Source organism: Sphingomonas sp. GW821-FHT03E12 (assembly GCF_059420685.1).
The window spans coordinates 78,323-103,345 of the sequence record NZ_JBWKUF010000004.1 but is presented as its reverse complement, the minus strand read 5'-3'; the positions used below and the strand labels follow the sequence as shown (position 1 = coordinate 103,345).

Here is a 25,023-nt window from a genome sequence, read left to right as displayed (position 1 = left end):
ATGAGCCTCTATTCCGCTCTTTATGCCGGCGTCTCCGGTCTCGGAGCCCAGGCGAGCGCAATGGCGACCGTCGCGGACAATATCACCAATGTGAACACCATCGGCTACAAGGGCGTTTCGGCCCAGTTCCAGACGCTCGTGACCGACGGCCGCGTGCGCAGCAATTATTCGGCGGGCGGCGTAAGCGCCACGCCCAAGGCGCTGATCTCCAAGCAGGGCCTGCTTCAGGCTTCGAGCAGCCTCACCGACATCGGCATCGACGGCTCGGGCTTCTTCGTCGTCCGTTCGGGCAACGACGCGAACGCCGAAGTCGCCTTCACCCGTGCCGGTTCCTTCACCCCGGACGCGCAGGGCTTCCTGCGCAACACCGCGGGCTATTATCTGCAGGGCTGGCCGCTCGATGCCGACGGCAAATATGTCGACAACGGCAACCTCAACACGCTGCAGCCGATCCGGCCCAATGCGCTGACTGGATCGGCGATGCCGACCAGCAAGATCGCGCTGCGCGCCAACCTCCAGTCGACCGCCACGCCGATCACCGGCGCCTATGTGCCCGGATCGATGGCGTCGGGTGCGCTCTCGCCGCAATTCTCGCGCTCGGTCGATGTCTATGATGCGCAGGGCACGTCGCATCGTCTGACCTTCAACTTCGTCAAGACCGCCGCCAATGAATGGGTCGCGGAAATCTCCGGCAATCCGGCCGATATCAAGACCGTCGGCGGCACGCCGGTCGCGACCGGCCTGCTCGCGAGCGGCAAGGTGAAGTTCAACCCGGACGGCAGCCTCGACCTTGCCGGATCCGATCCGGCGCTGTTCGCCGACCTCAATATCGGCTGGGCCAACAATGCGGGATCGACGCCGATCCGCCTCAGCCTCGGCAGCGACGACGGCCTCGACGGGCTGACCCAGTTCGGCAGCGAATCCGCGCTCCTCTCGTCCACGGTCGATGGCGGCATGCTCGGCACGGTCGCCTCGGTCGAGATTTCGGACGGCGGTATCGTCAGCGCCATCTTCGAGGACGGTACCTCGCGCGCCATCTACCAGCTGCCGATCGCGACCTTCCAGAACCCGGACGGGCTCACCCGGATCAGCGGCAACGGGTATATGATGTCGCAGGATTCGGGCAATTTCGCGATCAACAAGCCCGGCGCGCTGGGTGCGGGAACGATCGCGGCCGGCAAGCTCGAGGCCTCCAACGTCGATCTGGCGCAGGAATTCTCGAACATGATCCTGTTCCAGCGCGCCTACAGCGCATCGTCGAAGATCATCACGACCGTCGACGACATGCTGCAGGAAGTCAGCAACCTCAAGCGCTGACCCTGACCGCGCCCACCCTGCCCCGTAAAGCAAGTTGAAGGACCCGCAGCCTTGTCCCTGAACGAGATTCTCAATTCAGCCATGTCAGGCCTCAACGCCTCGCAGGCGGGGCTGCGGTCGGTGTCCAACAACATCGCCAATGTGGGCACCCCGGGCTATGCGCGCGAACGCGTGTCGCTCAGCACCGGGGTGTCGGGCGGGCGCGTCTCCGGCGTGGTCATCGGCGAGCCCTCGCGCATCGCCGACAAGTTTCTCGAGAACGCGGTCTACCAGCGCGGCGGCGCCGCCGGGCGATCGGAAGCAGTGTCTTCCTATCTCGACCGGCTCCAGTCGCTGCTGGGCGCACCAGACTCCAGCTCGGGCCTCGCCGCGCGCCTCGGCGCGCTTTCGTCCGCGGCGGCGCAAATCACCAGCCTTCAGGGCTCGACCCAGTCGGTGACGCTGTTCACGGGCAGCGTCGCCGACGCGATCGACACGATCCACCGGCTGGACAAGGATGTGTCGAGCCTGCGCGGCGATGTCGAGACCGAGGTCGGCTACACGATCCAGCGGGCCAATGTGCTGCTGGGTCAGATCCATGACCTCAACAGCGAAGTGGCGCGTCTCCATGGCCTGGGGCGCAGCTCCTCGGGGGCCGCCGATCAGCGGATGAGCGCGCTCGAGGAGCTGAGCGGCCTCATCGACATCACTGTCCGCGAGCAGCCCGACGGGCGCGTCACGATCGACAGTGCGGCCGGCCAGGTCCTGCTCGACAAGAGGCTGCGGCAGCTGAGCTACCCCGTCGGCGCGGGCACGTCGCAGAACAGCTATCCCCCGATCGACATCCGCTTCGCATCGGACAGCGGCGTGATCGGTGCCTCGACCGGCGAACGGATCGATTCCGCGGCGATCGGCGGCAAGCTCGGCGGCCTGCTCGACATCCGCGACCGCGCGCTTCCCAATTTTTCCGAGCAGCTCGGCACGCTCTTCACCGGCCTCGCACAGAACCTCAACGCCGTCGCCAATGCGGGCACCACCGTGCCGCCGCCCAACACGCTGACCGGTGAGGCCAATGGCCTGATCGGCACCGACCGGCTGGGCTTTACCGGCAAGGCCGTGTTCGCGGTCGCCAAGGCCGACGGCACGCTAGTCCAGAAAGTCGAGATCGACTTCGACGCCCTAGGCGCCGGCGCCACCGTCGACGATGCGGTGGCCGCGATCAACGCCGGTCTCGGCCCCAACGCCACCGCCAGCTTCACCGGCGGCAAGCTGTCGATCAAGGCGACCGATCCTACCCAGGGCATCGCCATCGCGCAGCACCCGACCACGCCCAGCGATCGCGCGGGCACTGGATTCTCGCAGTTCTTCGGGCTCAACAACCTGATCCGCTCGGACAGCAGCGCGCTGGTCCCGTCCGGGTTCAAGCCAACCGACCCGCACGGCTTCGGCGCGGGCGAGACGACCGAAATCGCCCTGCGCGACCCGACGGGGAAGCTGCTCGCCAGTTATACGATGACGGGATCGGCGGGTCCGACCTTCGGCGACCTGATGACCGAGCTCAACGCCAGCCCGCTCGGCGGCTTCGGCAGCTTCGCGCTCGACGCCAAAGGCCGTGTGCAGTTCACGCCCAATAGCGCGAGCGCGGGATCAACCATTTCGATCCCGTCCGATTCCACCAGCCGCCACGGCACCGGCCTGTCCTTCTCGGCGCTGTCGGGCCTCAGCGGCACCGCCAGCGGCCTCGGCACGGCGGAGGTGCGCGCCGACATTCTGGCCAAGGCCAGCAACCTTCCGCTCGCCCGGCTTCAGATCGGCGCCGCGGTGAACACCAAGGCGATCGGCGCGGGTGACCTGTCGGGCGCCAATGCGTTCATCGACCAGCTCGCCAAGAGCTTCGACTTCGGCAAGGACGGCAAGGCCACGATCGATACCTTCGCCAGCCGCCTGCTGGGCGGCGCGGGTACCGAAGCTTCGCTCGCCGAGACCTCGCGCGCCGGCGCCGCAGCACGCTTCGACGACGCGGTCGGTCGGCGCGACAATTATTCCGGCGTCAATGTCGACGAGGAACTGGCGCAGATGGTGGTGCTCCAGAACAGCTATTCCGCCGCCGCACGCGCAATGACCACCGCGTCGGAAATGTACGACACCCTCCTCCAGATGCTCAGATAAGGGCCAGAAAGCCGGAAAGGACAGCGAGCAATGACACGCGTAGCGACCATACCCCTGCAACGGACGCTGTCCGGGGCGATGCAGCGATCCCAGCAGAGTCTGGGCGCCAGCCAGCTTCAGTTGAATACCGGCAAGAAGGCGCATGACTATGCGGGCCTCGGCATCGACGCGGTGCGGACCCTGTCCGCGCGCTCGATGCTGTTGCAGCAGCAGAGCTATCAGTCGGTGGCCAGCCGGGTGGGCACCACCCTCTCGCTGTACGACGCGAACATCACGCAGATCGACGAAAGCCTGTCGAACCTGCGCAAGGAACTGATGACCGCGCTGGGCACCGGGAATTCGCCGGGTATCCAGCATCTGATCGAGGGCAGCTTCGCCGATGTGCGCGCGGCGCTCAATGCGACGGAGTCGGGGATTCCGATCTTTGCCGGGTCGCAGACCAACGATCTTCCGATGGTGCCCGAGACGCTGGCCGATCTGGCCGCGATGGCGCCGGCCGACGTCTTCATCAACGACGGCGTCCGCCAGTCGGCCCGGGTCGGCGACGGCGTCGATGTCGAATATGGCGTCGGCGCGAGCGATGTCGGTGCCGGGCTGGTCCCGGCGTTCAAGACGCTGACCGCTGCCGGCCCCATCGGCGAACGGCTCACCGATGCGCAGAAGATCGCGATCCGTCAGGCGCTGGACGAGCTCGATGCCGGCCTGGTCGGCGTGCGCTCGGTCAATGCCGAGAACGGCCGCAAGCAGAACCAGGTCGAGATGATGGAAACGCGCGCCAACGACCGCGAAATCCTCCTCACCGACGTCATCGGCTCCGTCGAGGACGCCGATCTGGGACAGGTCGCGCTCAACATCTCGCAGCGCCAGACCATCCTCGAGGCCTCCTATTCGGTCTTCTCGCAGCTCTCCAGCCTGTCGCTCGTGCGCTTTCTGGATTGATGCCTGAACTGGCGCGGCCGGCCGTTCCCGGTGCCGGCCGCGCCAGATGATATTGCCGGCCAGGACCGGCTGAGGGGCAGGCATCACGCCGCGCCCCTTTTTCGCGTCGGATCTCGTCCGTTGAACGACCCGGCTGCATCCCCCGCAGATACAGAAACGGGCGGCCCGGCCTTGCGATCATGTCGCAAGACCGAGCCGCCCGTCTCATTGCGTGGCGCCCTCCCGAAGAAGGACGCCCCTCTCCGTTATCCTTTCACCTTCCCGGGCGCCTGATCGAGCAGCGCGGCGATGTCGCCCGCCGGGCTCGCGCCGGGCATCGCAGCCATGGCGCGTGCCAGCGTCTCGGGGTCGACCGAACCGGGCGCACCGGTAAGCATATCAAACACTGGCGCGGTCTTGAGCCCGCGGAAGCTCGCCTGATAGCGGCTTCGCAGCCCCGCCAGCCCATCCTCACGCCCGAGCATGGCAAGCGAGATCGCGTGGCGCAGCACCATGGCCTGATCGACCTCGCTCAGCGCCCCAGCACGCGGCAGCGCCGCCGCCGTTTCCGCGACCAGACCCAGCCAGTCGCGCCGCTTCCACAGGATTTCCGCCCGCAGCGCCACTGCATCGGGGACATCCTGCAACACCGCGAACGCTTCGGGCACGCGCCCGATCTGAGTCAGCGCCACCGCCTCCATCCGCTTGCGGGCATGGATCATGGCGTCGGGATAGTTCGGGTCCGCCGATCGCTTGAGCAGGTCGATCGCCTTGTCCGGCCGGCCCGCCAGGATGTGCAGGCTCGCGACCCGGGCCGAGAGCGGGCCGCGGGCCAGATCGCCCGCGCGGTTGAACAGCTGATATTCCAGCAGATCCGCCGCACGGCTGTACACCCCCGCCGCCTGCAGCCGCTCGGCAAGGCGGCTGACCAGAAGATCGCCCTCCGCACCGCTGGGCGAAAGGTCACGATAGTCCCAATAGAGGCCCGCCGCCTGTTCCAGCGGCAATTTGCGCGCAGGATCGAGCGCCTGTGCCAGCTTCGCCTGCAGGCCGGGCAGGAAGTCCGCCCCCTGCCGCCCCGCATCGAAGAAGCGGAACAGCGCTGCACCCGCGGCCAGCGATCCCCTTATGTCGTCACGTTCGGCGTTGAGGCGATAGCTCAGCCGCAATGCCCGCTCCTCGATCGCGTCACCGCGCCAGGCATAACGCAGCGCCGACAGACGCTTGAGCGCCGCATCCGCGGTCACCGATCCATTGGCCACCTCCGCCTCGATCTGGCTGAGGCGGGCATCCATGCGCAGCGCCATGTTGCCCGACTGCTCGACCCGGGCGAAGCGAAGGCGCGCCTGATCGGGTTGCCCCAATGCCAGTTCGGCCCGGCCGCGATAGAGGTTCGCAGCAGGGTCGCGGTCAGGCACCCCATTCAGCCATTTGAGCGCATCGGCCGGGCGTCCGCCTTCGACCCCGGCGCGCGCTGCAGCGAGCGCAAAGGCCTTGCGTCGCGGTCCCGCAAAGGCGGGAGCAGCGCACCGTATCTGTTGCAATGCCTGCTCGGGAAAGTCGCCCAGCGACAGTGCACGCATCCGCCAGATACAGGCTTCGGCATTGCTCGCGAGGCTCGATGCCGACAGTTCGGCCGAGCCTTGCTCGAACCGCCCGAGCTGAACCAGCGCGGCACCGCGCGCCAGCCGATAGGCATCGACCATGGCAAGGTCTGGATCGTCCTGCCGCATCACCTCAAGCACGCCCAGCGCCTCGGCGCCGCGTTCCTGGGCGATCAGGCTGCGCGCATAGTCCCAGCGCGCCTGCTGGCGATCCGTCTGCCGCGCGGTGGCAAGGGTGCGCCAGGCCTGGTCCTGCGGGATGATCCGCCAGCCCCCCGGGCCGTCGATCGCAGGCTGCTGCGCCAGATTGGCGGCAAAGCCCGGCAGACGGGCCACGGGCAGCACCGGCTTGGCAGGTTGCACTCTTTCAGGCTGGGGTAGATCAGCACCGACCAGCATCGCTGCCGAGGCAAGCAACATCGCGCGCTTCACGATACGGCTCCCAGGCCCAGCCATGCGATCACGGCGCCGCCGATCGCGCACCCCAAGAGGAACGGGATGGCGAGTAGAATGGTCCGGTCCGGACGCGCGACATCCCCGGCTCGCACAGCCGGTTCAGCGCCGGGCGCAGTCACCTGTTGCGGGTCGCCGCGCCGCCGCGCCGGAGCGGGCGGCGGCGTGCGGGAGGAAAAGACCCGGACCTTGCCGGGCCGCTGGTCGCTGCTCATCTTCACCTGCCTCGAGACATTTCCCTCTATTATAGAAGGAGAAGCACGCCGGAGCGGTCGAACGGACCGTCAATCTGATGCGGCGGCGACCCGGAGTAAGAGATGAGCCGTTCCGCCCTGACCGTCAGCGCCTTCGCGGCCATGTCCCTTGCGGTTGCCGCGCCCGGCCATGCCCAGGAAGCGCAGGCCGCAACCTTCGTCGCGATGGAGGAAATCGCCGTGCCGATCATCGATGCCGGCCGGATCGATGGCGTGCTGCGCGTCTCGATCGTGCTTGAGGCGCGGGACGTAGCGGGCGCCGCCGGCCTCGCGCGGAAGATGCCCGAATTGCGTGCTGCCGGCCTTAGCGCCGCGATCGAATTCGCGCGGCTTCACGCCTCCCCCTTTACGCCAGTGGATGTGCGCCGGCTCTCCGGCACGCTCGTGCCTGCCCTGCGCGGGGTCGACGGCACGATCGCGCGCGTGCTGATCGTCAAGGTATCGGCCCGCGCCGCCTGATTTTCCGCTTCACCCGGCAATAAAAAAGGCCGCTTCCGGGATTGGAAGCGGCCTTTCCTTTGCGCCTATTTTCCGGCTGTCGGCGGACCTCCTGCCGGTGAACTTCTTGGCCGGGACAACGCTGCACGGACCACTGGTTGCGGCCGCTGGATCACCTTGCGCCCGGCAAGCGACATGGTGAGCTCGGCGGCAGCATTGGGGCTCATCGCCGCCATCAGCAACGCTGCCGACCGTTCGCGCATCCGGCGCGCAACCTGCGTCTGCACCTCCAGATCGAGCTTCTCGAAGATCGGAGCGGCGCGCACCGGCTTCATCGTCTGGTAGATGCGGGCAAGATCATCATAGGGCTGGTTCGGCTCTACCGGCGCGCCCTGCGCCGGATCGGTGGCGCCCGGCTGCCCCTGGCGCGCGCGCATTTCCGCAGCGAGCCGGGCTTCCCCGGCCTTCGCCGCCTGCTCGCGCATCTCGAGCTTGCGCTTCTCCGCCGCCAGCGTGCGGTCGCGCTGGGCCATGCTGTCCTGCAGCGACACACCGAGACGGCTTGCCGGTGCCGGGTCCGACGCGAGCGGCGCAGCGAGCGCCAGCGCATTGGCGATCACGCCGATGCCCGCCGCTCCCAGCAACAACGTGGACGGCCTGCGCGCATAGGCAAGAAGGCCGGTGCCTTTGCCTCCGGGCAGGGGTAAGGCGGGGATCCTGAGCGTTTTCATGCGTGCCCCGCGACCGGCATCTCGGCCGTCACCGAGGGTACGGCGGGTGCCTTGCGCCGGCCCGGCGTCGAACGCGAGCGCGGCTTGCGCTGGCGGCGTGCGGACGGCTCCTTCGCGACCGCGTCCTCCGCCTTGGCCTCATTCTGTGCCGCCACGGCCTCCATGATCCGGTCGGCAACCGAATTGCCGATCCCGACCATCACCGCCAGTTCGTCGCGCAGCGCCTCGCTGTTCGCGGCGCCGCGGCTCTGGGCCACGGCCTCAGTGGCGAGCAGCGTCCTGAGTTCGCCCAGCACCGCCCTGGCCTGCCCCGTCGCTCGTTCAAGCTGCGCCACGCTATCGTTGAGCGAGGTCGCGCGCAGGTCTCGGATGCTCTTGCTCACGCGCAGGGTCTGCACGATCACCGCCACGCACAGCAGCATCATCATCGCATTGCTGAAAGTCACGAACGTCATCGGGAATATCCTTTGGAGATGTCGGTCGCCATGCGGATGGCGATGTTCTGGGAACGCTGGCCGATATGCGCCTGGCCCAGCGGCATGCCGCCGCACTGGACCTGAAGCGCATCATCGGGACCGCGGTTGAGCGAGATGGTTTGGCCGACCTTGAGGCCGGTGACGTCGCGCAGCGGCATCAGTTTCTCGCCGAGCACCACATCGACGGTGACGGCGGTATTCATCAGCTCGCTCGCCATATGGGCTTCCCACATACGGTCGCGGCCGAGCTTTTCGCCCATGAAGCGCTGCAGCAGCTTTGGCCGCACCGGCTCAAGCGTCGCATAGGGCAGCAGCACGCTGAACTTGCCGCCGCGCCCTTCCATGTCGACGCGGAAGGTGGCGACGGCGGTGATGTTGCTCGGCCCGGCGATCGCCGCGAAACGCGGGCTGGCCTCGATCCGCTCGAGCTCCATCGTCACCGGCTCGACCGCCTCGAACGAGCGCGAAAGCTCTTCCAGCGCCAGCTCGACCATCTTCCAGACCAGCTGGGTCTCGATGGTGGTAAAGGCGCGCCCCTCGACCTTCAACGGCGCGTTGCCACGGCGTCCGCCCAGCAGCGCATCGACCACGGCATAGATCAGGCCGGAATCGACCGTGACGACACCGAAATTCTCCCATTCGCGCGCCTTGAACACGCCGAACATGGCGGGCAGCGCGACATGGCTCATGAACTCGCCGAAGCGGGTGGAGGTGATCTCCTCCAGCGTCACGTCGATCGCGTCGGAGGTGAGGTTGCGCATCGAGGTCGCGAAAGTCCGGACCATGCGCTCGCACACCACCTCCAGCATCGGCAGCCGTTCATAGCTGATGACGTTGGATTCGATGACCGCTTTGAGACCACTCTTGGGCTGTTGCGGCGCCGCGTCGGTAAAGCCGAACAGCGCGTCGATCCCGGCCTGGTCGAAGGTGTCGCCTCCGCCCGGCGCCGGCTGCGGCGGGTCGGGCAGCACGAAATCGTCGAAATCGCCGCTCATTGCTGCACCAGATCCTGGATCAGCACGTCGCGCACCGTGCCCGCGCCGAGCGCCTGGGTTGTGCGCGACATCATTTCCTCCTTGATGCGAAACACCGCGGCCGACCCGGCGAGGTCCTCCGGGCGCAGTTCGCGCAGGAAGGGCTGCAGCGCGTCGAGTACCACCGGCAGGCGTTCCTTGATGCTGTCCACCTTGCCCGGATGGGCCGCGACCAGGATGAAACGCAGCTTCAGGAAGCGCGCCTGGCCGTCGCCGCTGCGCAGGTTCACCGTCAGCGTCGGCGCCTCAATATAGGATGCAGCGTCCGTCCCGGCCGATACAGCGGCGGCAACAGGCTCGTGCTCGCCGCCCTTGTCGCGCAGCATCCACCACGCCCCGCCGCCTGCCGCCGCCAGCAGCAGCAATGCCGCGCTGCCGCCGGCGATCAGCAGTTTCATGCGGTTCTTCGGCTTGTCCTTACGCACTTCTATCGGCGTCACCTCAATGATCGCGTCACTCGCCACATTCATTCCCCTTTGAACCTTGGACCGTCGCATCGATTAGATGCCGTCCGCGTCCGCTTTGGCGTTCACGCCTCTATTATAGGAGGGACGCACGGCAATTTGTGCCTAGCGCCGAATATCGCGATCTTTTTCAGCAAGGTGCCCGGAATGGACGTTTCATCCTTCGTTCTGCTGAGCCACGAGCAGGCCCTGCGCCGGCAGATGGACATCACGGCGAACAACATGGCCAATGCCAATACGGTCGGCTTCAAGCGCGAGCAGGCGCTGTTCCATGAATATGTGGAGCAGGTGCAGCAGGCGCAGATCGAGGACGCCCGCAAGACCAGCTTCGTGCTCGACTATGGCGCAATCCACGACACGCGGCAGGGCGCGTTCCAGGCAACCGGCAATCCGCTCGATGTGATGATCGAGGGGCCGGGCTATCTCAACGTCCAGAACCCCGACGGCAGCGTCGCCTATACGCGGGCTGGCTTCGTCAAGATCCTGGACAATGGCGACCTCGCAACATCGGGCGGACAGCGCCTGCTCGACGAAAATGGCCGCACGATCAACGTACCGCCGGACCAGATGCGCAACGTCACCATCGCCGAGGACGGATCGGTGATGGCCGGTGACGCGCCGCTCGGCCGCCTCGCCGTCACCAGCTTTGCCGACGAGAACATGCTCGAAGTCCGCGGAGACGGCATGCTGACGGGCACAGGCGGCCGCTTCATGGCCGCGGCCGAGACCAAGCTGCGCCGCGGCGGGGTCGAGGCCTCCAACGTCGAGCCGATCGTCGAGACGACCAACATGGTCGACATCATGCGGTCCTATCAGACCAGCCGGCGCCTCTCCGAAGACATGGCCGACATGCGCAAGCAGGCAATCAACCGCCTCGGCCGCATCGGCTGACCTCATTCACATCTGATTTCGCAAAGGAGCTTCCATGCGTACGCTTTCCATCGCCTCGACCGGCATGCTGGCCCAGCAGACCAATGTCGACGTCATCTCGAACAACATCGCCAACATGAACACCACCGCGTTCAAGCGGCAGCGGGCGGAGTTCCAGGACCTGCTCTACCAGCAGGTGTCGCGTCCCGGCGCGGCGACCAGCGCGGACGGCACCCGCGTCCCCTCGGGCATCCAGATCGGCGCGGGCGTCCGCACCGGCGGCGTCTATCGCATCACCGAACAGGGCGCGATGACCAACACCGGCAACCGCTATGACATGGCGATCGACGGGCCGGGCTATTTCCAGATCATGATGCCGTCGGGCGAGATGGCCTTTACCCGCGCCGGTTCCTTCCAGCTCTCCGACCAGGGCGAGCTGGTCACGACCGACGGCTATCGCGTCCAGCCCGACATCACCATTCCGCAGGGCGCGCTCGACGTGATCGTGTCCAAGACCGGCGAAGTGCAGGTGAAGGTCGCGGGCCAGACCGAGCTGCAGACCGTCGGCCAGCTCGAGCTGGCGACCTTCATCAACGAAGCCGGGCTGGAAGCGGTCGGCTCCAACCTGTTCCTCGAGACCGCGGCGTCGGGGCAGCCCACCGTCGCGACCCCGGGCGAGCCCTCGTTCGGCACCCTGACCCAGGGTTTCGTCGAGGCATCGAACGTCAATCCGGTGTCGGAGATCACTTCGCTCATCACCGCGCAGCGCGCCTATGAGATGAACAGCCGCGTCGTGAAGGCAGCGGACGAGATGCTCGCCACCTCGGCGCAGCTGCGCTGATCGTGGCGATGATCGCCCTCGCCCTCCTCGCCGCGGCAGGCCCCCTCGCCTCCGCCCCGTCTTCGGCCGACACGCCCGTCCTCGCCCGGACGGTGGAGAAGGGCGAAACATTGAGCGCGTCCGACTTCACCAGCGCCGCGCTGCCGCCTGCCGCCGCGCGCGGCGCCACCCGGCCCGGCGATGCGGAGGGCCGGGAGGCCACCCGCCGCCTCGCCGCGGGCAGCCCGGTCCGCGCCAGCGATATCGCCGCGCCGCGCATCATCCGGCGCGGAGAGGCCGTGGTCATTGCCCTGGTCTCGGGCGGACTGCGGATCACCGCAACCGGCCGCGCCCTCGCTGACGCCGGCAAGGGCGAGCCGGTACGCGTCCTCAATCTCAGCACCAACCGCACGCTGAACGCCGTGGCCGATATACCGGGCCAGGTGCGTCTCATCGCCCCATAAGGGAGCCAGCAACCATGAAATATATCCTTCCCGTCATCCTCGCGGCGTCGATGCTGTCCGGCTGCGGCGCGGTCGGGCGGCTCAAGGCGATCGGCAAGCCACCGCGAATGGGCGAAGCGGAGGTGCCGGTTGCCCCGCACCTTGAACCCTCGCTCGGCAACGCAGCGGCACAGGGCCGTGGCGGCTCGGCGAGCCTCGCCGAGACCGCCCCCGGCGGTGCCTCGCTGTTCCGCACCGGCGCGGGCGCCTTCTTCCGCGACCAGCGCGCGTCGCGCGTCGGGGATATCGTCACCATCCGCATCAACATCGCGGACAATGCCCGGGTCGACAACGCCACGACGCGCACCCGCGCGGGCAGCGAGAGCGGCGGCATCGCCGCGCTGCTTGGCCTGGAAAGCCAGATCGGCAAGATCCTGCCCGGCAATCCGGACCCGTCGAAGCTGGTCGATACCAGTTCGGACTCACGAGCGACCGGTGCGGGCAACACGTCGCGCAGCGAACAGATCAACATGACGGTTGCCGCCTCGATCATGGACGTGCTGCCCAACGGCAACCTCATGATCCGCGGCCGCCAGGAAGTGCGCGTCAATTTCGAGCTGCGCGAGCTCGTCGTCACCGGCGTCATCCGGCCGGAGGACATCGCCCGCGACAACAGCATCCGCCACAGCCAGATCGCCGACGCGCGCATCAGCTATGGCGGACGCGGTCAGCTGACCGACGCCCAGCAGGCGCGCTGGGGACAGCAGATCTACGACGCACTCTTCCCCTTCTGATCGCCCTCCCCGCCCCGATGCGCGGGATCACCAGCCATCCCGTGCCCGCCATGCTCCCAGGCGGGCACGGGATGCATCGTTTCCGGGGCACGACCCGGCGCCGTAAATAAAATTCACCCGCAAACACAGCACTCCAAAATAACTTCCTAGAATAGATTATGACCCGCAGAACATGGGCCATACGGGTGGCAGCGTCCCCCTGCTACAGGCCGCAGAAGTCGGCCTTTCTATTCTAGAAGGAATGAACGAAATGGCGTTTTCGGTTAACACCAATGCTGGCGCAATGGCTGCTCTCCAGAGCCTCAACGCGACCAACAAGAAGATGGATGTCACGCAGAGCCGCATCAACACCGGTCTGGCCGTCAGCTCGACCAAGGATGACTCGGCAAAGTACACGGTGGCTCAGTCTCTCCGGGGTGACCTGGGCGGCCTGAACGCGGTGAGCTCGTCGCTCAACAACGCGAAGAGCGTCACCGACACCGCGATCGCGGGTGCCGAACAGATCTCCGACCTTCTGAACCAGATGAAGTCGAAGGCCTATGAAGCTGCGGACGCCGGCCTCGACGCCGCCAGCCGCACTGCGATCGACAAGGACTTCACGGCGCTGAAGGGCCAGATCGGCACGATCATCAAGTCGTCGGAGTTCAACAACACCAACCTGCTCGACAACACCTTCACTGGTACGAAGACGGTTGCGGCGCTCCAGTCCCTGGACGTCACCAGCACGCTCGCCGTGGCCAACCAGTCGTTCGACGTGTCGGTCGACACCGCGATCGGCGCGGGCGGCATCAACAGCCAGGCGACCGCCCAGACGATGGTCGGCACGCTGGACACGGTGATCGCGAGCGTGAACACCAGCCTCAGCGACCTCGGCGCTGCCTCGCGCAAGATCGAAGGTCAGCTGAAGTTCACCAGCAAGCTGTCGGACGTGGTCACCTCCGGTATCGGTAACCTCGTCGACGCCGACCTGGCGAAGGAATCGGCGAACCTTCAGGCCCTGCAGGTCCAGCAGCAGCTGGGCGTCCAGGCTCTGTCGATCGCCAACCAGGCGCCGCAGACGATCCTGTCGCTGTTCCGTTAAGGTTCGATCGGCCCTTCCGCCCCCACTGAAAGGGCCGGTCGTCCGGGTAAGGCCGGGGTGGTTCGCCATCCCGGCCTTTTTCCTGCGGCGAAGCAACCGGCAGCATCTCCCTCGCCTCGCGCCACCGGCCCGCTCCGGCACTCTGTCGGGAATCCGGGGCATGCCGGTCGCGGGATTGACCAACCATCTGAAAATGGACTGGATATGATCGCATTTCTCGACAATTGGCGGCTGCCGAAGAAGCTGTTTGCCGCCTTCTCCATCCTCGGCCTGCTGCTCTGCGTGGTCGGCTTCAACGGCTATTATTCGACGCACGCACTGGACGCGGTGACCCAGCGCCATGTCGCCCGCGGTCTCGCCGGCATGTCCGGGCTCAGCGACGTGATGAGCGACGTCAAGGAAATGCGCATCGTCGTCTACAGCTTCTACAATGCCGTCGACGCCAAGGAGGAAGCCAGCCTGCGCGAGCGCCTCAGCAAGGGCATCGAGAATCTGGACAAGGCGGTCGAGGCCTATGGCAAGGTCGCGGGCGACGATTTCCAGACCGAAGTCACCTCGCTGCGCGAGAAGGTCTCGGACCTCAACCGCACCAACCAGGAAATCTTCAACCTGCGCGGCAACCAGGATCTGGCCGGCGCCATGGCGCTGATCAAGGGTGACGGCAAGACGCACTCGCGCGCCGTGATCGACCAGACCAACAAGCTGATCGAAATGTCACGTGAGCGCTCGCGCAAGGCTGCCGAGGAAGGTTCGGAAACCGCCGATCGCGCAATCACGCTGTCGATCCTGCTGGCGCTGGCGGGGCTTGGCGGCATCGCCGCGATCTGGTTCATCATCAACCGCTCGGTCGCGCTGCCCATGTCGCGCATCGCGTCGGTCACTACGACGCTGGCCGAAGGCGGCAAGGCCGACATCCCCTATCGCGACCGTCAGGACGAGATTGGCGATATCGCAGGGGCACTGGAGCATTTCCGCGTCGCCGCCGAAGCCCGCGCCGAAGCCGATGCGCGCGCCGCCGCCGAGCAGCGGGTCGTCACCACCGCGCTGCGCGACAGCCTGTCGGCGATGACCGAGGGCGATCTCAGCCGCTCGATCAGCGCGGAATTCCCGCCGGCCTATGGCGAGCTCAAGAGCAACTTCAACGCCGCGCTCGATTCGCTCCGCGAACTGATCGGCGCGGTCGCCGAAAGCGCCGTCGCCATCCGCACCGGCTCGGGCGAAATCGCCCAGGCCTCGGAAGACCTCGCCCGCCGTACCGAGAGCAACGCCGCGAGCCTCGAGGAAACCTCCGCCGCGATCACCCAGATGGACGACCGCCTGCGCGCCACAGCGGAAGCTGCCGGCCGGACCGTGCAGCGTGCCGACGGCGCCATGGCCGTGGTCGATTCGGGCCGCAGCATCGCCGACGAGGCCGTGCAGGCGATGGGCCGGGTCAGCGAAAGCGCCAAGGGCATCGACAGCGTGATCGAGGGGCTCGACAAGATCGCGTTCCAGACGCGCGTCCTTGCCATGAACGCCGCGGTCGAAGCGGGCCGTGCGGGCGATGCCGGCCGTGGCTTCGCAGTGGTCGCCGATCTCGTCTCCGCCCTCGCGATGCGCTCGGAAGAAGAGGCCAAGCGCGCCCGCGAACAGCTGACCGCGACCCAGGCCGATATCGGCACTGCCGTCGAAGCTGTGCAGAATGTCGATGGCGCCTTGCAGAACATCTCGACCGATGTGTCGCAGGTGCACACGCTGCTCAGCGAAATCGCGTCGGACAATCAGGCGCAGTCCTCGACCATCACCCAGATCAGCGCTGCGATCGGGACGATGGACCAGGCGACCCAGCAGAATGCCGCGATGGTGGAAGAAACCTCGGCAGCCGCGCGCAACCTGAGCAGCGAGGTCACTGCGCTGGCCGATCGTGCCGCGATGTTCAGCATCGGCAATGTGCCGGTCCGAACGCCGGCTCCGGTCCGCAGCGCACCGGTCAGCTTCACGCCTGTTGCGGCCAGCGAGCCCAAGCCGATGAGCGCGCTCACCGGTGCGGACGACTGGCTCGAATTCTGAGGCGGTAGCACAGGAACCCGCTGAAGCGTCCGGCCTGCGAATGGCCGGGCGCTTCAGTCACGTCAGAAGGTCATGACCGCAGGAATCGCGGCGGGAACGGTGCGCCCTTCGGCCCATTGGGATCGCGCAACTCGTTGCGGCCGGGGGTGTCGGGGGCGAGCGGGATCTGCATACCGTCCGTCTCTTCCAGCAGCTTGAACAGCTTCTTGCCCATGCGCTTCGCCAGCGCCTCGTGCCCGGGCTGGGCGAGCAGATTGTTGTTCTCGTGCGGGTCGGCTTCCAGGTCGTAGAGCTCGTCCAGATCCCAGATACCGTGAAAGCGGATATATTTGTAGCGGTCCTCGCGCAGCGCATGGACCGTCGGGGTCTGCGGGAAGCTCTGCTCCCAATAATATTCGTAGACCAGTTCCTTGCGCCACGGCACCGCCTCGCCGCGTGCCAGCGGGAGCATGTCGGCACCCGCCATACCCTCCGGCGCGGCCAGCCCAGCCGCAGCGAGCATCGTCGGTGCCACGTCGATATTGGCGACCACCTGATCGACAGTCCCCTGCCCGAACAGCGCCGGGCAGCGCGCGATCATCGGCACGCGCATCGATTCCTCATACGCCGCGCGCTTGTCGATCAGCCCATGCTCGCCGAACATGAAGCCATTGTCGCCCATGTAGAGGATCAGCGTGTCGTCGAGCTCGCCGCGCTGGGCCAGCAGATCCATGATCTTCGCGAGCCCTTCATCGACCGCCAGCAGCGTCTCCATATAGGCCTTGTAGTAATCGGCGATGTCGAGCTTCGAATGATAGGGGAAGTCGACGCCGTGCCAGCTGTTGCGCTGGTTTTCGACCCACATCGGCCGGCCGGGCATCCCGGGCTTCATATTCTCGGGGTAGCGGAACTTCGCGTCCCTGTAGCGGCCGGCATGGCGCGGCGCCGGGATGAATTCCGAATGCACCGCCTTGTGCGCGAGGTGCATCATCCACGGCCGCTTGCGGTCGCGCTTGCCGATCCAGTCGAGCGCATACTCCGTCAGCTCGTCGGTGATATATCCCTTTTGCGGCACCTTGCGGCCATCGACGTTGAGACCGTCGGCGTGCGGCATGTAATGCCCCTGCCCCTTGAAGCTCACCCAATGGTCGAAGCCGGGCTGCGGCGCGTCGGTCTCCGCGCCCATATGCCATTTGCCGATGAACGCAGTCTCATACCCCGCACGCTGAAGATATTCGGGATAATAGATCAGGCCCGGCGGGATCGGGTGGTTATTGTCCACCACGCGATGCTGATGCGCATAGAGGCCGGTGAAGATCGATGCGCGCGACGGCGAGCACAGCGCGGTGGTGACGAAGGCGTTGCGGAAATGGACGCCCTCGCGCGCCAGCCGGTCGAGCGTCGGCGTCTCACCGAAGTCCTGCGTCTTCATGAACCCCATCGCGTCGAAGCGGTGATCGTCGGTCAGCACCACCAGAATGTTGCGCGGCCGCGCGCGCGGGATTCGCTTGAGCAGCAGGTTCTTCTTCTGCGCCGCCGGTGCGGCCGCGTCCGCCGCCGCCCAGCTGTAGAGGCCGAACGCGCCCCCGCTGCCGGCCAGAAGCACGCCGCGCCGGTCGATCTCGTTGCTCATTTCCGTCTGCCCAGATGTTGGTCGAAGAAGCGCGCGATGACCTGATAGGCCTCCTTCGATTCGGGCATATCGGGCCAGACGAAGAAGGCATGCGGCAAGCCATCGAACAGGAACAGCTCGCTTGCAACGCCCGCCCGCGTCAACCGCCGATGCGCCAGCGTCAGCGCGCTCGCCGCGAAGTCGCGGCTCCCCGCCAGCAGCAGGGTCGGCGGGAACGCCTTGATCTCCGCTTCGGAGAGCAAAGGATAGGCTGCCGCGTCCGCGCCCGCGACCCCCGCCATGTATGCCGTCGGCAGCAGCTTCGGCAGCCGTCCGGACGGTGGTGCGGTGCCTTCGGCGATCGGTCCGGCAAGATAGGGGCTGTCTCCGCTGAACCCTGCAGCGGTTCCACAGAAAGTCCCGATCGCGCCGGGGCGCGGCAACCCCTGCTTGCGGATCCACGCCACCGACTGGGCGGTGATCACCCCGCCCGCCGAGCAGCCATAGATGCCGATATTCTCCGGCCGGTATTGCTTGAGCAGCGCGCGATAGACCGCGGTCACATCCTCCGACGCCGCCGGGTAGCGGTGCTCGGGGGTGAGGCGATAATCGACCGTGACGACCTTGATCCCGGCGGTCCCGGCAATCGGGATCGCCTCGACCAGCGCGCCGCTTCCCGATCCCCACATGAAGGCGCCGCCATGCACGTTGATCAGCACACGATCCTGGTTGCGTGGCTGGATGACCGCATCGGGCATGACGACATCGACCGTGACGCCACCCAGCTGCGTCCGCTCCTCGCGCGTCCGGAAATGCCGCCGCATCTCGGCCAGACGGTTGTCGTTATAGATCTGGTAGAAGGCCCGCTGCTTCGCGATGTCCCCCTTCAGGTCCGGCGCCCGTGCCGCGCGCATCCGCAACAGCACCGCCTTGGCCTCGTCGCTCAGCTGGTCCGATGGAGGCAAGGTGAAGGCCGGGATATCGACCGCCGCGGAATCCTGCTGCGCGAGCGCCGGAGCAGTCACAAGCAGGGCGAGCGATACAGCAAGCATCTTCATGGGATCGCGCTCTTTCATTTCGACAGGTAGGGACCGAACCGCTTCACGATCTCCCGGCGGTCATTGGCGTCATTCAGGACGAAGACCTCATACTGATCCCCGCCGGGTGCGACGCGCACGACGACATGCCCGCCATAGCTCTTGTAGATACTGTCCATGATCGGCCCGATCACCTCGCGGCTCTCGGGGCTCATCCCGGTGGCGAAGACGTCGCGCGGGCCGGGATAGAGGCCGCGGGAGGCCATGCGGGTGACGACCTCTTCGCCGGGCTGCGGCGAGAGCCAGTTCTGCTGCACCATGACGCGCGCCGCCAGGTTGCGCAGGATGTTCTCGTTGACCGAATCCCGGTTGCCATGGTGATCGAGCAGCATGACATCGACGGCGCCGACGACCGCCGACACCGGCGTTTCGACATCCCGCCACCACGGCTGGGTGTAGTTCGGCACGCCCGGAATATCGCCGCCCGTATAATATTTGAACCGGCCATAGGCGAAGGTCAGGACGTTGCTGAATGGGTTCTCGTCGAAGCGGCAATCGGTGACCGCGCCCTTGGGGATGTAATGGTGGGATTCGTTCCGCGCGCCGGTCCAGATGATGCCGTTGGAGGCGATGTTGCGGATGTGGAAACCGGAAACCGGCCGTCCGGGCCTGATCTGGTCCAGCGCGCCCGGCTGCAAACCGATCACCGCCTGACCGTTCTTCATCCGGTAATCGACGAAGGCCAGATAGTTGGCGAGACCAAGGCCGTCCGAACCCTGGGTGCATTTGCGCAGATCGACCGGATAGTCGTAGGAGGGCGCGGCGCGATCGACGATCGTCCCGATCGGCAGCAGCTCGGCCAGCTCGGTAATCCCGGCGAGACGATAGCCGCCGTTCCGCGACATCGGCTTGTCCGGCGTGATCGTGCCCATGTGATCGCTGTGGAAATGCGTGATGAGGGCATAGTCGAGCCTGACCGGCCGGCCCGCCGGAGCGAATTGGCGGATATAGTCGGCGATCCAGTAGGCAGCCGAGTGCTTGCCGTCGGGGCGCGGAGGGAACGGCTTCAGCGGCCGGACGGATTCGACGAATTTCGGATCCGATTCCCCCGCGTCGATCACCATCGTCGCCCCGTCGGGAAACACGAAATAGGCCGAGCTGCCGCGACCCGTACTGATATGATGGATGTCGAAATAGCCCTCCGACCATGCGGGGAGCGTTTCCGGCGCGGCGGGTTCGGCGGCGATGACGCCCCCGGTGCCGGCAAAGGCCATCACAGGCAGCGCCACAGCCGCGAACCGGTCCCGGAGAGCGCGAAGAGTTGCACGGATCGACTGCATCGAAAGTCCCTCGTCTAAGCGGGGTGCGCCATGTGGCTGTAGGGGTCGGTCTGCCCGGAAAGCCAGGGGTCGCGCGTCGCCTTGCGCATCTCCAGCAGCCGCGCGCGGAGCGTGTCGCGAATGGCGAAGTGGCGGGGATCGGCTGCGAGATTGACGACCTCGTCGGGGTCGCGGGTCAGATCGTACAGCTCTTCCGCGGGCCGCTTGAGATAGGCGGTCTGGGTCCGCTTGCCGAGGCGGATCGACCGGTCGGCGCCGATCGCCTTCCAGCTTGGCGAGCCCGCGACATCGCCGGCGACGGGATAATCGAGCGGATGGGCAAGGTTGAGGATGTAGCTGTGCGTCCGGGTACGGACGGCGCGCATTGGATAATATTGGTTGATCTCATGGAACTCATGGCTCGCGAACACCGCGTCGCGCGCCGGATCGCCCGGCTTGCCCAGGATCGGCAGCAACGATGTGCCTGAAAGCCTGTAGTCCGGCGCTGCGACCCCGGCCCAGTCGAGGATCGTCGGCGCGATATCGGTCCAGCTTACCATCGCGTCGTTGACCGCGGCCCCGCCGCCCGGTGCGCGGATGATCAGCGGCAGATGCAGTCCCGGCGCATAGAGATTGGTCTTGGCACCGGGAAAGGGCCGACCATTGTCGCTGAGGAAGATCACCAGTGTGTCCTCCGCCCGCCCACTCTCCGCCAGCAGGTCGAGCAGCATCCCGACACCCGTGTCGAGCCGGCTCAGCGACTCATAATATTCGGCAAGGTCGCGCCGTACCTCGGGCAGGTCGGGGAGGTGTGAGGGGATATACACCTTCGCCGGATCATAGGTGACCGGCGCCACCCCCGGCCATGACCGGTCGTTGCCATAGTCGGTCGCGGCGCGGTGGGGATCGCTATAGGCGACGGTGACGAAGAAGGGCCGGTCATTGGTCGAACGGATGAAGCTCGCCGCCGCGACCGCCATCTCGCGCACATCGCGGATGCCTGATCGTTCGGGCACCAGCTCGGCCTCGAACGGAAACGCCTTGTCCGGCCCGATATGCTTCTTGCCCACCAGCGCCGTCGCATAGCCCGCGCGGCGCAGCAGCGACGGAAGCGTCTCGATCCCATCGAGCAGCGACTGGTGGTGGACGTCGTGCTGCAAGCCATACATGCCGTTCTGATGGCCATAGAGCCCGGTGTGGATCACCGCGCGGCTCGGGCTGCATGAGGAGACGGCGGCGAAGGCGTGACTGAACCGAGTCCCCTCTCCCGCCAGCCGGTCGAGCCGCGGGGTCGCAACCGGCGTCCCGTAGCAGCCAAGATCGAGGCCCTGATCGTCGGAAATGAGCAGCAGCACGTTGCGCTGCCGCCCGCCCGGGGCAGTCGTTACCCGCGCGGCTTCCGAAGCCGTTGCGGAAACCGCCGCCGCCCCCGCCATCCCTTTCAGCAACGTGCGGCGGCGCATGGGCAGGTCTCCGATTGCGGAACGGTCGGCGCGTCAGTGTAGAAAATCCCCGGACCAAAGAGGAGGGAGAGGGTTTGGTCCGGGGAGGGGGAAGGCCGTCAGAACTTCAGCGCAGCGCTGAAGCGGAACGAACGGCCGAGGATGGGTCGTGCCAGGATCGCGCCCGAGCCCTGCCCGCCGATGATGCGCGGGTTACCCTCGGTCAGGCCGATCTCGTTGGTGAGGTTGTTTCCGGTCACCGCCAGCGTCACCCGTTCAGCCACCTCGACCGAAACGCCGGCATCGAGCTGGTAGAAACTGGGCAGCACCTGCAGATTCTCAGGGTCGGAGAAACGGTCACCGGTATATTGCAGCGTCGCGAACACCGCCGGCTTCACTCCACCCAGGTCGACCTCATAGGCCGGCGTCACGCGCCACATCCATTTCGGCTGGCGCTGGACGCGGTTGCCGGTGTTGTCGATCGCGCCGCCACCCGAGAAGAAGTCGACATAGGTGCCGTCGAGCCAGGTGCCCGCTGCAGTGATGCTGAAGCCCTGGAAGGGGCGGATCGCACCTTCCAGCTCGACGCCGGTCGCCTTGGCGCCGCCGACCTCTGGGGTCGGCGTGGTGCCGTTGACCAGCCGCGAACTCGCAAGGCCGTCGAACTTGTTGTGGAACAGCGTCGCGTAGAGGCTCACCATCGGGGTCGAGATCTTGAGGCCGCCCTCATAGGTATCGACCTCGGCAATCAGCCTCAGCCCTTCGCGCAGATTGTCAAACATCGGGAAGCTGTTGCCGCGGCTGTAGCGGGCGAACACGCCGATCTGGCTGGTGATGTCGTAGTTGATGCCCGCGGTCCACGACCATGCCGAGTCGGCATAATGGATCTGCCGCGGCCCGCCGAGCACGTTGACGGCATTGTCATAGAGCGTGTTGGGATTGCCGTCGCGATCGACGGTCCCCGACGGGGTGCGCAGCGTCGCGTTGACGACATGGCGCTGCCAGCGGATGCCGCCGTCGATCCGTAGCTCGGGCGTGATCTGGAACTCGTCGACCGCGTAGAAGGAATAGTCGGCGCCCTTGTAGAAGGCCTCGACCATGAAGCCCGGTCCGCTGGTAAAGCCATTCAGCGTAGCAGTGCGCCCGCCATTCAGCGTCATGTTGAGCAGCCGCGCATTGGGCTCGGCGGTCAGCAGCACCTGGTTGCCCAGCACCCAGCTGTCGCGTGAGCTGTAGTCGGCATAATAGAAGCCGCCGGTGAGCTTGTTGTTGCCCGCGCTCCATTCGAACGCCGTGTCCGACACGAAGGACGAAATCTTCTTGCGGACTTCCCACAGACCCGCGCGCATCACCTGCGCGTTGGCGCCGCCGGTGACGGCCTGGCCGCCATTGGCGTAGGTCAGGGTCGATACGGTCGATCCCGCGCCACCCAGCGTGGTCGCCATTGCGGATGCCGCGACCGGCGCACCGGCCGGGACCATGCCAACGGTATCGGCATTGCCGCCCAGATAGCTCAGCCGCTCGCGCAGGCGCAGCCCGTCGGCGATCTCATAGTCGAAAGAGAGGCCGGTGTTGATGACATCGGCACCGCGTCCATCGGCGAGGTCCAGCGTGCGGCCGACAATATTGGTCGTCACCCGCGTCTCGCGGCCCGGCAGCGTTCCCGTTCCGGCGTCGAAGCCGGGATAGGCACTAATCTTGCCATTGTTCGAGATGATCGGGATCGGCAGCAGCCACTGGCCGCGGTCGTTCAGATAGCGCGCATAGATCTCGACCGATCCGCGATTGTCGAACTCGTGGCGGATGTTCGCCGTGATCTGCCCGCCCTTCTCGGCGCGGAACTGCGGATCGCGGATACCATTACCCTGAGCATAATAGCCGCCGATCATGAAGCCGGTATTCTCGCCGAGCGGGCCGGAAACCCAGGCGTCGCCGCGAACCTCGCCATAGTCGGTGTAGCTGACCTTGCCGAACGCCTCGAAGCGGCTGCCGCCGGTGCGCGGCACGACGTTGACGGTCAGACCCGGCTGGCCGCTCGAGAAGAGCGAACCGGTGCCGCCGCGCACCGCCTCGACCCGCTTCACCGTCTCGTCGAGACGGATCAGCTGCGAGTTCTCGAGGAAAGAGAGGGTCGCGGGCGGGTAGATCGGCACACCGCCAAGCTGGAAGGTCACGAACTGCGCGTCGCCGCCCGACGGATAGCCGCGGACGAAGATGTTGGCGCCGTTCTGGCCGCCCGAGCTTTCCGCCATCACGCCCGGCACAGCGCGCAGGATGTCGGCGGTGCTGTTCGGCGCGGCGCGGTCGATCGCATCCTCGCTCAGCGTGGTGACGGCGAAGGCGGCGTCCTGGCGGCGCGTGCCGCCACCGGCAGTACCGACAACGACGATTTCCTCTTCGGCGGCGGGTTCGGCCGAGGTCTGCGAATCAGATGCGGTCTGGGCCTGGGCTGCGCTGGCGATCAGCGCCAGCGGCGCGGTGCCCAGCATGAGAATTGCACTTCGAAGCATGTGTCCTCCCCTTCGAATATGACCGGGCACATTTGCCCTTCGAGGGTCGATGCTATGCAATTATGAAATGCTTTTCAAGATAGTTTACAAAACGTCTGCGCGGCGCTTGATGCGCCCCCTCTGCCCGCCTACGGTCGGCGCAGATGAGCGAGGAGCCCCCAGAATCAGCGAAGCCGCGCGGCGGCCGCCCGACGATGCGCGACATTGCGCGCCTCGCGAACGTGTCGATGCCCACCGTCTCGCGCGTGCTGAACGACAGTCCGCTGGTGACGGGGGAGACCCGCACCCGCGTGCTCGAAGTCGCGCAGGCGCATGGCTATGCCGTCAACCGCAACGCCAAGAAGCTGCGCCAGTCGCGCACCGGCACGATCGCGGTGATGCTCGACTTCGCCTCGCACCGGCACGGCGCGATCGGCGACCCCTTCATCTTCGAGTTGCTCGCCGGCGTGTCCGAGGCGCTGTCGATCCGCAATCAGGAACTGCTCCTCTCCCCGCCCGGCCTCGACGATGCCCGCGCGTTCGAGGATTTCCACCGCGCCCGCGGCGCCGACGGCTTCATCATCCTGGGGCAAGGCACGCGCGACGCGATGCTGCGCGGTCTCGCACGGCGCGGCATTCCGATGGCGGTGTGGGGCGCGGTCTCCAAGGACGCGGGCTATTGCGCGGTGGGCAGCGACAACCTGCTCGGCGGGCGGCTGGCGGGCGAATATTTCCAGGCCCGCGGCCGCACGAAGTGGCTGTTTGTCGGCGACATCAGGCACGAGGAACTGCGGCTGCGCTACGAAGGCCTTTGCCAGGAGGCCGCGCGCCACCCCGGGGTGACGGTGGACTATCTCCCGATCGCCTCGATGGCCTTTACCGCGACGGCGGAAACGGTCGCCGCCTATCTTGCCGGCGGCGCACGGCCCGATGCGGTCTTCGCCTTTTCCGATACCGCGGCGATGGCGGCGATCGGCGCGTTCCGCGAGCGCGGGCTGACGGCGCCACAGGATTATTCGCTGGTCGGGTACAACAACATTCCCCCCGCGGGACATTTCAACCCCAGCATCACCACGATCGACCAGAAGACCGATGTCGCGGGCGCGTTGCTGGTGGAAAAGCTGATGCAGCAGATCGACGGCGCCCGCGCCCGATCGACCCTGCTACCCACCCAGATGGTCGTCCGCGAAACCTGAATTAGCAACGCCACTCTCACCCTGAACGACACCTAACTGGCCGCGCCGGGTAAAC

22 protein-coding genes are annotated in these 25,023 nt (G+C 66.5%); 11 read left to right on the top strand and 11 right to left on the bottom strand.

The genetic code is table 11. From position 1 onward, the window contains the following. The 3 genes from flgE to AC07TU_RS13695 all read left to right on the top strand — a co-directional run bounded on the left by flgE (position 1) and on the right by AC07TU_RS13695 (position 4,404). Positions 1-1,317, top strand: a complete 1,317-nt coding sequence (gene flgE / locus AC07TU_RS13705) for a flagellar hook protein FlgE (RefSeq protein WP_495188477.1) — start codon at positions 1-3, stop codon at positions 1,315-1,317. A gap of 81 nt (positions 1,318-1,398) precedes the next feature. Beyond that, positions 1,399-3,465, top strand: coding sequence for a flagellar hook-associated protein FlgK (locus AC07TU_RS13700; protein WP_495188476.1), 2,067 nt, complete (start codon positions 1,399-1,401; stop codon positions 3,463-3,465). A gap of 30 nt (positions 3,466-3,495) precedes the next feature. Next, positions 3,496-4,404 carry a flagellin gene (locus tag AC07TU_RS13695; protein WP_495188475.1) on the top strand — a complete coding sequence of 303 codons (909 nt, stop codon included), beginning with the start codon at positions 3,496-3,498 and terminating at the stop codon, positions 4,402-4,404. A 245-nt stretch (positions 4,405-4,649) separates the two neighbouring features. Here AC07TU_RS13695 and AC07TU_RS13690 read toward each other — a convergent pair whose 3' ends face one another. Together AC07TU_RS13690 and AC07TU_RS13685 are read right to left on the bottom strand one after the other, a co-directional pair. Next, entirely contained in the window at positions 4,650-6,419 is a 1,770-nt protein-coding gene (locus AC07TU_RS13690; protein WP_495188474.1) for a hypothetical protein, read from the bottom strand. Beyond that, complete coding sequence (locus AC07TU_RS13685; RefSeq protein WP_495188473.1) at positions 6,416-6,655, bottom strand: hypothetical protein; 240 nt, start codon at positions 6,653-6,655, stop codon at positions 6,416-6,418. Before AC07TU_RS13685 ends, AC07TU_RS13690 begins: the two co-directional genes overlap by 4 nt. A gap of 102 nt (positions 6,656-6,757) precedes the next feature. Here AC07TU_RS13685 and AC07TU_RS13680 point away from each other — a divergent pair, with 102 nt between their 5' ends. Beyond that, complete coding sequence (locus AC07TU_RS13680) at positions 6,758-7,153, top strand: hypothetical protein (RefSeq protein WP_495188472.1); 396 nt, start codon at positions 6,758-6,760, stop codon at positions 7,151-7,153. Between the two features lie 65 nt (positions 7,154-7,218). Here the strand turns inward: AC07TU_RS13680 and AC07TU_RS13675 are convergent, their stop codons facing one another. From AC07TU_RS13675 to AC07TU_RS13660, 4 genes are read right to left on the bottom strand one after another with little or no spacing between them, the layout of a single operon-like run. Further along, positions 7,219-7,863 (bottom strand): MotE family protein, encoded by a 645-nt coding sequence (locus tag AC07TU_RS13675; protein ID WP_495188471.1) that lies wholly within the window; start codon positions 7,861-7,863, stop codon positions 7,219-7,221. Beyond that, complete coding sequence (locus AC07TU_RS13670; RefSeq protein WP_495188470.1) at positions 7,860-8,318, bottom strand: DUF6468 domain-containing protein; 459 nt, start codon at positions 8,316-8,318, stop codon at positions 7,860-7,862. The genes AC07TU_RS13675 and AC07TU_RS13670 overlap by 4 nt, the downstream gene beginning before the upstream one ends. Next, entirely contained in the window at positions 8,315-9,334 is a 1,020-nt protein-coding gene (gene fliM, locus AC07TU_RS13665; RefSeq protein ID WP_495188469.1) for a flagellar motor switch protein FliM, read from the bottom strand. The genes AC07TU_RS13670 and fliM overlap by 4 nt, the downstream gene beginning before the upstream one ends. Next, entirely contained in the window at positions 9,331-9,843 is a 513-nt protein-coding gene (locus AC07TU_RS13660) for a flagellar basal body-associated FliL family protein (RefSeq protein ID WP_495189016.1), read from the bottom strand. Before AC07TU_RS13660 ends, fliM begins: the two co-directional genes overlap by 4 nt. A gap of 141 nt (positions 9,844-9,984) precedes the next feature. Here AC07TU_RS13660 and AC07TU_RS13655 point away from each other — a divergent pair, with 141 nt between their 5' ends. The 6 genes from AC07TU_RS13655 to AC07TU_RS13630 all read left to right on the top strand — a co-directional run bounded on the left by AC07TU_RS13655 (position 9,985) and on the right by AC07TU_RS13630 (position 15,894). Continuing rightward, a complete protein-coding gene (locus AC07TU_RS13655) occupies positions 9,985-10,728 on the top strand; it encodes a flagellar hook-basal body complex protein (RefSeq protein ID WP_495188468.1) in 744 nt (247 codons plus the stop codon). Between the two features lie 34 nt (positions 10,729-10,762). Further along, a complete protein-coding gene (gene flgG / locus AC07TU_RS13650) occupies positions 10,763-11,548 on the top strand; it encodes a flagellar basal-body rod protein FlgG (RefSeq protein WP_495188467.1) in 786 nt (261 codons plus the stop codon). Between the two features lie 8 nt (positions 11,549-11,556). Continuing rightward, positions 11,557-11,991 carry a flagellar basal body P-ring formation chaperone FlgA gene (gene flgA / locus AC07TU_RS13645; protein ID WP_495189015.1) on the top strand — a complete coding sequence of 145 codons (435 nt, stop codon included), beginning with the start codon at positions 11,557-11,559 and terminating at the stop codon, positions 11,989-11,991. Between the two features lie 14 nt (positions 11,992-12,005). Then, on the top strand, positions 12,006-12,764 hold the full coding sequence (flgH, locus tag AC07TU_RS13640; protein ID WP_495188466.1) for a flagellar basal body L-ring protein FlgH: 759 nt from the start codon (positions 12,006-12,008) through the stop codon (positions 12,762-12,764). 250 nt (positions 12,765-13,014) lie between these two features. Continuing rightward, complete coding sequence (locus AC07TU_RS13635; protein ID WP_495188465.1) at positions 13,015-13,845, top strand: flagellin; 831 nt, start codon at positions 13,015-13,017, stop codon at positions 13,843-13,845. Between the two features lie 204 nt (positions 13,846-14,049). Then, the gene (locus tag AC07TU_RS13630) at positions 14,050-15,894 is read left to right on the top strand and encodes a methyl-accepting chemotaxis protein (RefSeq protein WP_495188464.1); all 1,845 of its coding nucleotides are present in this window, start codon (positions 14,050-14,052) and stop codon (positions 15,892-15,894) included. 70 nt (positions 15,895-15,964) lie between these two features. Here AC07TU_RS13630 and AC07TU_RS13625 read toward each other — a convergent pair whose 3' ends face one another. The 5 genes from AC07TU_RS13625 to AC07TU_RS13605 form a co-directional block, all read right to left on the bottom strand. Then, positions 15,965-17,506 (bottom strand): sulfatase family protein, encoded by a 1,542-nt coding sequence (locus tag AC07TU_RS13625; RefSeq protein ID WP_495188463.1) that lies wholly within the window; start codon positions 17,504-17,506, stop codon positions 15,965-15,967. Then, positions 17,503-18,543 (bottom strand): alpha/beta hydrolase, encoded by a 1,041-nt coding sequence (locus tag AC07TU_RS13620; protein ID WP_495188462.1) that lies wholly within the window; start codon positions 18,541-18,543, stop codon positions 17,503-17,505. The genes AC07TU_RS13625 and AC07TU_RS13620 overlap by 4 nt, the downstream gene beginning before the upstream one ends. A 14-nt stretch (positions 18,544-18,557) precedes the next feature. Further along, positions 18,558-19,811: a ComEC/Rec2 family competence protein gene (locus AC07TU_RS13615; RefSeq protein WP_495188461.1), complete on the bottom strand. Its 1,254-nt coding sequence runs from the start codon at positions 19,809-19,811 to the stop codon at positions 18,558-18,560. Positions 19,812-19,876: 65 nt separating this feature from the next. After that, a complete protein-coding gene (locus AC07TU_RS13610) occupies positions 19,877-21,304 on the bottom strand; it encodes a sulfatase family protein (protein ID WP_495188460.1) in 1,428 nt (475 codons plus the stop codon). A gap of 98 nt (positions 21,305-21,402) precedes the next feature. Beyond that, positions 21,403-23,793 (bottom strand): TonB-dependent receptor, encoded by a 2,391-nt coding sequence (locus tag AC07TU_RS13605; protein ID WP_495188459.1) that lies wholly within the window; start codon positions 23,791-23,793, stop codon positions 21,403-21,405. Between the two features lie 143 nt (positions 23,794-23,936). On the opposite strand from AC07TU_RS13605, the gene AC07TU_RS13600 reads away from it, so the two are divergent. Beyond that, positions 23,937-24,968 carry a LacI family DNA-binding transcriptional regulator gene (locus tag AC07TU_RS13600; protein WP_495188458.1) on the top strand — a complete coding sequence of 344 codons (1,032 nt, stop codon included), beginning with the start codon at positions 23,937-23,939 and terminating at the stop codon, positions 24,966-24,968. The last annotated feature ends 55 nt before the right edge of the window (positions 24,969-25,023 follow it).